Origin of the sequence: Flammeovirga sp. OC4, assembly GCF_000812565.1 — a bacterium.
Taxonomy (GTDB): domain Bacteria; phylum Bacteroidota; class Bacteroidia; order Cytophagales; family Flammeovirgaceae; genus Flammeovirga.
On record NZ_JTAM01000011.1, the window covers coordinates 162,490 to 169,248 of the forward strand.

A 6,759-nucleotide genomic window follows, 5' to 3' on the forward strand; every position below is an offset into this window, starting at 1 on the left:
TTTTCTTCATTTTTTCAGATGTGAAAACATATTCTAATAAATATACATGGCAGACGAAAATATCATCTCTATCAACATAGAGGACGAAATGAAAAGTGCCTACATTGACTACTCAATGTCGGTGATCGTTTCTCGTGCTCTTCCAGATGTAAGAGACGGTCTTAAGCCTGTTCACAGGCGTGTATTGTATGGTATGGCTGAGCTTGGACTTAGTTATAACCGTGCATATAAGAAATCAGCAAGAATCGTAGGTGAAGTACTTGGTAAGTACCACCCTCATGGAGATTCTTCTGTATATGAAACAATGGTACGTATGGCCCAACCTTGGTCATTGCGTTACATGTTAGTCGATGGACAGGGTAACTTCGGATCAATTGACGGCGATTCTCCTGCAGCAATGCGTTATACGGAGGCTCGTATGAAAGAGATCTCTGGAGAAATGCTTGCCGATATCAAAAAAGATACTGTCGATTTCGAACCAAACTTTGATGATTCATTAAAAGAACCATCGGTTTTACCTGCAAGAATTCCTAACCTCCTATTAAACGGAGCATCAGGTATTGCGGTAGGTATGGCAACAAATATGGCTCCTCACAACCTTCATGAAGTGTGTGATGCTATCATTGCCTATGTCGAAAACCCTGATGTAACGATGGATGAATTAACGGATATCGTTAAAGGTCCTGACTTCCCAACAGGTGGTATCATTTACGGTTATGACGGTGTGAAGAAAGCATTGGAAACTGGCCGTGGTAGAGTAGTAATGAGAGCAGTAACTGAATTTGAAACACTTTCTTCGGGACGTGAGCAAATCGTGGTTACTGAAATCCCATATATGGTCAACAAAGCAAATATGATTGAAAAAACTGCTGAGTTGGTCAATGACAAGAAGATCGAAGGTATCTCTGCTATCCGTGACGAGTCGGACAAAAGAGGTATCCGTATCGTATACGAATTGAAAAAAGATGCTGTGCCAGATGTAGTGTTAAATCACTTATTCAAACAAACTGCTCTTCAAAGTTCTTTCAGTGTTAATAACATTGCTCTTGTTAAAGGAAGACCAAAACTTCTTAATCTACAAGACTTAATCAAGTACTATGTAGAGCACAGACATGATGTTATCATCCGTAGAACTCAATTCGAATTAGCTGAAGCAGAGAGAAGACTTCATATCTTAGAAGGATACTTAAAAGCTTTAGATAACCTTGATGAAGTAATTGCTTTAATTAGAGGTTCAAAAGATGCTGAGGTTGCAAGAGCAGAATTAATTTCACGCTTTGAATTCAGCGAACTTCAAGCAAAAGCAATCTTAGAAATGAGATTGCAGCGTTTGACAGGTCTTGAAAGAGACAAAATTGTTGAAGAACACGCTGAAGTTTCAGCTCTAGTTGAAGACTTAAGAGATATTTTAGCTCGTAGAGAACGTCAGATGGATATCATCAAGACGGACTTAGTAGAGTTAAAAGAAAAATATGGAGACGAAAGAAGATCGAACATTGTTTACAATGCAGACGATCTAGACATCGAAGACTTAATCGCCGACGAAGAAATGGTAATTACTATTTCTCATGAAGGTTACATTAAGCGTACTCCATTAAAAGAATACAAATCACAAGGTCGTGGTGGTGTAGGTTCAAGAGGTGCGTCAACGAAATCTGATGACTTCACTGAACATATGTTCGTGGCTTCTAACCACAACTACTTATTGCTATTCACTAACTTAGGTAGAGTATACTGGCAGAAAGTATTCCGTTTACCTGAAGGAAGTAAAACAGCGAAAGGTAGACCATTACAAAACCTATTGAACATTCAAGAAGGTGAAAAAGTACAAGCAGTAATTTGTACGAAGAACTTGAATGATCAAGACTATATCAATAACCATTACTTATTAATGGTTACTGAAAAAGGTATTGTGAAGAAAACTGTACTTGAAGCTTATTCAAGACCAAGAACAAATGGTATCAATGCTATCAACATCAACGAAGGTGACAAACTATTCAATGTGATGTTGACAAATGGTCAAAACGATATCATCATTGCCACTCGTATGGGTATGGCCACTCGTTTCAACGAAGATAAAGTTCGTTCGATGGGTAGAGGTGCTACTGGTGTGAAAGGTATTGTTCTTAATGGTGAAGAAGATGCTGTAGTAGGTTTGGCTGCTATCGCTCAAGAAGAGTTAGAAGCAAAATCACTAATGGTTATCTCTGAAAACGGATACGGTAAGCGTACTTTATTAGAAGAATATCCTTTACGTACCAATAGAGGTGGTAAAGGTGTGAAAGCAATGCAAATTACTGATAAAACAGGTAAGCTTTCAGCATTATTCTCTGTAGAGGAAACTGACGATCTTATCGTAATCACCAAAGAAGGTATCACAATCAGAACTGCTGTCAATAACTTCAGAACTATGGGTAGATCTACTCAAGGAGTGAAAGCAATTCGATTAAATGATAATGATGAAATCTCATCTGTAGAAATTGTTCCAACAATTGAAGAGGAAGAAATTGTTTCTGAAGAGGAAACAACAGAAAACCCTACAAATGAAGCAAGTAATGAAAACTCTGAAGATACAACATCGGAAGAATAAGACTTACTTTCATTGATTTCTTAAGAAAGGTACTTGTGAATAACGAGTACCTTTTTTTTGTTGAAATTATAGTATATTCGATATATGATCTTAAATTTCTATCATTATTGTTTTTGGGCATTTATTTTATTCCTTTTTAATTTCCACGCTAGTCATGCTCAGATAAAAAGAATTCAAGAAAAAAACTTGAGTATAGCACGCCTTGCGATCAACAATAATGAACCTCACAAAGCTTTAGACCCCTTAAACGAACTTCTAACATACAATCTCACTCGTGAAGGTGAACTGGAAGTAATGACTCTTCTAGGAAAAACTTATTCTATTCTTTCTCTTGATGACTATTGTTCGAACCCAAGCAATAAAGAAGATTGTAACGATTATGTTCATTCAGCAACAGCCTGGTATAATAAAATTTTAAACAGGACCGACCGGAATGAAATTTTCAATTTATATACTAAGGCTGAATTAGATCGTTTCTATGATAATTTACTTACAAAGGGTGTCAATGCCTTCATAAATGAAGATTATATAGAAGCTGAATTCTATTTTGATCAAACTTACATTATGAATAGTAATGATAAGGTAAGTTGCCGATATGCTATGATTTGTAGTGAAGCATCACATCACTATGAAAAAGCACTAACCTATTCTGATCGACTTTTGGAATTAGGATATGATAGTACAGATGTTTACGAAAGCAGAGCTTTTTTCTTTGAACAATTAAATCAACCTGAACTGGCCTTAAGTGAGGTACAAAAAGGAATAAAAAAACACCCCTCACAACATTCATTAATTTACCGAGGAGTAGGTATCTGTATTCGAAAAAAATGGTACACACAAGCCCTTGACATCCTAAACAATTACATTAAAACTAATCCTTTTGATACACATACGCTCGTCGCTATTGGAATGGTATACGAAGAGTTAGATGATTTTAATCGAGCTGTTCTAAATTATACCAAAGCGATTCATAGTAATCCCTACAGTTTCGATGCTTATTTTAATTTAGGGCAAATTCAATTTAGGGAAGCAATTGAAAATCAAAAAATTCTCTATAACTGGGGTAAACTAAAAAAAACAGAGGATTTCAAACACGTTCACAGAGGAGATATTCGTAAAACAGTTAAATTTCACCTTGATCAAAGTGTTTTAAACCTCAATGTAGCCTTCGACTTAGACCATGAAAATGAGGAAGTAATCTTAACATTACGCAACGCTTATGGTTTATTAAATAAAACAAAAGAACTAAAACGTATCGATGACACGTTAGATAATATGTAAGTGCAAAATTTATGTCACACATCATCAAAAATATGCTTGGAAAATACTATGTTTGCACTTTGAGGAATAAATAATTGTATTCTAAGCTATATAACATATAATATTTCTATGAAATTTACGAAAATCATAACTGTTCTTGCATTATCTGCTGCTTTTTCTACTGCAGCGATGGCACAAGAAAAAGGTTCTGCTACTAAGGCGGCGTCTTATTTAGCAAAAGGTGAGGTTGATCAAGCAAAAACTGAGATTGAAAATGCAGTGGGCTATGAGAAATTCAAGCTTGAGTCTAAAGGCAAACCAGTTGTCGTAAAAGAAAAAACACTTGAAGTTCAAGGTGACGTATACAGTTTCATTGCTAGATCTGCTGATACTCCTGCGGAAGAAATTCCTACTGATATCGAAAAAGCAATGGCAGCATTTGATGAAATCAAAGCTAGAAAAGAAGAATCAGGTAAAGAATCTGCTTCTTACAAAGCGGTTTGGGATAACCAAGGTGTAGATATTGCTACAGGTCAAATCAAACCCTCTAAAGTAGATGATCTTTGGGGACACTTCTTCAACATTGGTGCTGAAGCATTCAATGAGCAAGATTACAACAAAGCAATGAATAGCTTCAAATTAGCTTTACTTGTAAAAGGTGATACTACTACAGGTAAATATGGTTTCTATGCTTCTGCATTGGCAGAAGACGAAGCTGCTGACGAGGATGTTGCTGAAATCCGTAAGACTACGATGATGTTCATCAACAAGTTATTCGAAATGGATTACCACGATCCTCAACAATATTTCGCTTTATTACGTTATGCTCAAGCTGATGCTGAACCAGCTGAAATGAGAATTGACGAATTAAAATATGAAATCAGAGACGCTGAAACTGTAATTGAAAAAGCGACTAAAACTGCTGAACAATCAGGTGAGCGTTATGAATACTACACTAAAGGTGCTGGACGTAAGTATGGTTCTGCTCGTCAAAAAGCTGCTCAAGCTAAAGCTGAAGTAGATGAAGCAACTGCAGAATTAAACAAAGCTCAAGCAACTTTAGATGCTGCTAACAAAGAAACAAAAGAGTTAGAAGCAAAAACAATGGAGGTATACGAGGAGTGTTTAGCAATCACTACTAAAGGTGTGAAAAACAATCCTGGTAATCCTAGCTTAACTTCTCAAATGGTTTCTTACTATGTGAAGTTAGACAAATTAGATGAAGCTATCGCATCTGTAAAAGAAGCTATCGCTAAAGATCCATCAGATGAAGGTATGAACTTCAACTTAGCTGTTCTTTATGACCAAGCTTCTGAAAAAGCTCGTTCAAATGATGATGACGCTAAAGCTGATGAGTACTTCAACTTAGCTGCTGATCAATACAAAGCAGTTCTTGAAATCAACCCTGAAAGCAAAAACGGTTTATTCAACTTAGGTGCATTATACTACAACCGTGCAGCTGCTTTCAACAAAGATTTACAAGACCTTCCTATGAAAGGAATGAACTATGAAGATCCTGCTAAAGCTGAAGAGTTAAAAGGTAATATGATGAAATATGCTAAGTTGGCTGCTCCTTCTGCTGAGAAAGTTTCTGAACTTGCTCCAGACGAAAGCAAATACTTAGTTCTTCTTTCAAGAATTTACTACATGACTAAAGAGAACGATAAATTAGAAGCTGTAAACAAAAAATTAGAAGCAATGGAATAATTCCTTTCTAAAGCTTAACAGTTTTTTAATTTTACATAGAAAAGCCCGAACTTCGCACTGAGGTTCGGGCTTTTTACTCTCTAAATCAAAAAGTTGTGATTTTGAGATAAAGTATATTTTACATCCATGATAAAATCGAAGAAAAAAGACATACGTAAACTATCATCTGATAAGATAAAAGATTTTCTAGTTGAGAATGGAGAAAAGGGATTTAGAGCAAAGCAAATTCAGGATTGGCTTTGGAAAAGCTCTGTTACTTCATTTGATGAAATGACAAATGTGTCTAAAAAAACGAGAGAATTATTAAATGAGCACTTTGAGATACTACCTATATCTGTATTCAAAGCTCAACAAAGTAGTGACGGTACCATTAAGTCTGCTTTTCAACTTCATGACAAGCACCTTGTTGAAGGAGTATTAATACCCGCTGAACCAAGGATGACAGCCTGTATTTCCTCTCAAGTTGGATGTTCGCTTACTTGTTCATTCTGTGCTACAGGTTATATGGATCGTAAAAGAAATCTCGATGCAGCTGAAATTTATGATCAAGTTGTAGCGATTGATAAGCAAGCCCAAGATGCTTTTAGTACTGGATTGACAAACATTGTTTATATGGGTATGGGAGAACCGCTATTAAACTATAAAAACGTCCTTGAATCTGTTGATAAGATCACATCTCCTAATGGTCTTGGAATGTCAGCAAAAAGGATCACTGTATCAACAGCAGGGATCGCTAAAATGATTCGTAAGCTTGGTGATGATGAGGTGAAGTTTAACCTTGCTCTATCTCTACATGCCGCTAATGATGAGAAGAGAAATAAAATTATGCCTATCAATGAACAAAATACATTGGAGGTACTTAGAGAGGCTCTCAAATATTACTTCAGTAAAACAAAAAACCCTGTTACATATGAATATATAGTTTTCAACAACTTTAATGATTCATTACAGGATGCAGAAGAGCTTTACCAATTCACAAAACACTTACCTTCAAAGGTAAATATCATTGAATACAACCCTATCTCTGAAGCAGATTTTCTCAATGCTAAAGTGGATAAAATTCAACGTTTTGCTGATTATTTATCGAAGAAAGGGGTTAATGTTCACGTGAGAAGAAGTAGAGGAAAAGATATTGATGCTGCTTGTGGACAACTTGCAAATAAAGAAAAATAATAAAAAAGAGGCTGTCTCATAACTCATCA

Annotated in this window: 4 protein-coding genes; all 4 read left to right on the forward strand. The window is 35.9% G+C overall.

Annotated features, from left to right (window positions below; translation table 11 throughout):
* The first annotated feature begins 46 nt into the window (after positions 1–46).
* On the forward strand, positions 47–2,590 hold the full coding sequence (gene gyrA / locus PL77_RS10665; protein ID WP_044204648.1) for a DNA gyrase subunit A: 2,544 nt from the start codon (positions 47–49) through the stop codon (positions 2,588–2,590).
* An 84-nt stretch (positions 2,591–2,674) separates the two neighbouring features.
* Positions 2,675–3,871 (forward strand): lipopolysaccharide assembly protein LapB, encoded by a 1,197-nt coding sequence (locus PL77_RS10670; RefSeq protein ID WP_044204650.1) that lies wholly within the window; start codon positions 2,675–2,677, stop codon positions 3,869–3,871.
* A 108-nt stretch (positions 3,872–3,979) separates the two neighbouring features.
* The gene (locus PL77_RS10675) at positions 3,980–5,557 is read left to right on the forward strand and encodes a hypothetical protein (RefSeq protein ID WP_044204652.1); all 1,578 of its coding nucleotides are present in this window, start codon (positions 3,980–3,982) and stop codon (positions 5,555–5,557) included.
* Between the two features lie 126 nt (positions 5,558–5,683).
* On the forward strand, positions 5,684–6,730 hold the full coding sequence (gene rlmN, locus PL77_RS10680) for a 23S rRNA (adenine(2503)-C(2))-methyltransferase RlmN (protein WP_044204655.1): 1,047 nt from the start codon (positions 5,684–5,686) through the stop codon (positions 6,728–6,730).
* The last annotated feature ends 29 nt before the right edge of the window (positions 6,731–6,759 follow it).

Coding starts and splice junctions, on each gene's coding strand:
- PL77_RS10675 (WP_044204652.1), top strand. CDS start 3,980: ATGAAATTTACGAAAATCATAACTGTTCTTGCATTATCTGCTGCTTTT.
- PL77_RS10670 (WP_044204650.1), top strand. CDS start 2,675: ATGATCTTAAATTTCTATCATTATTGTTTTTGGGCATTTATTTTATTC.
- rlmN (WP_044204655.1), top strand. CDS start 5,684: ATGATAAAATCGAAGAAAAAAGACATACGTAAACTATCATCTGATAAG.
- gyrA (WP_044204648.1), top strand. CDS start 47: ATGGCAGACGAAAATATCATCTCTATCAACATAGAGGACGAAATGAAA.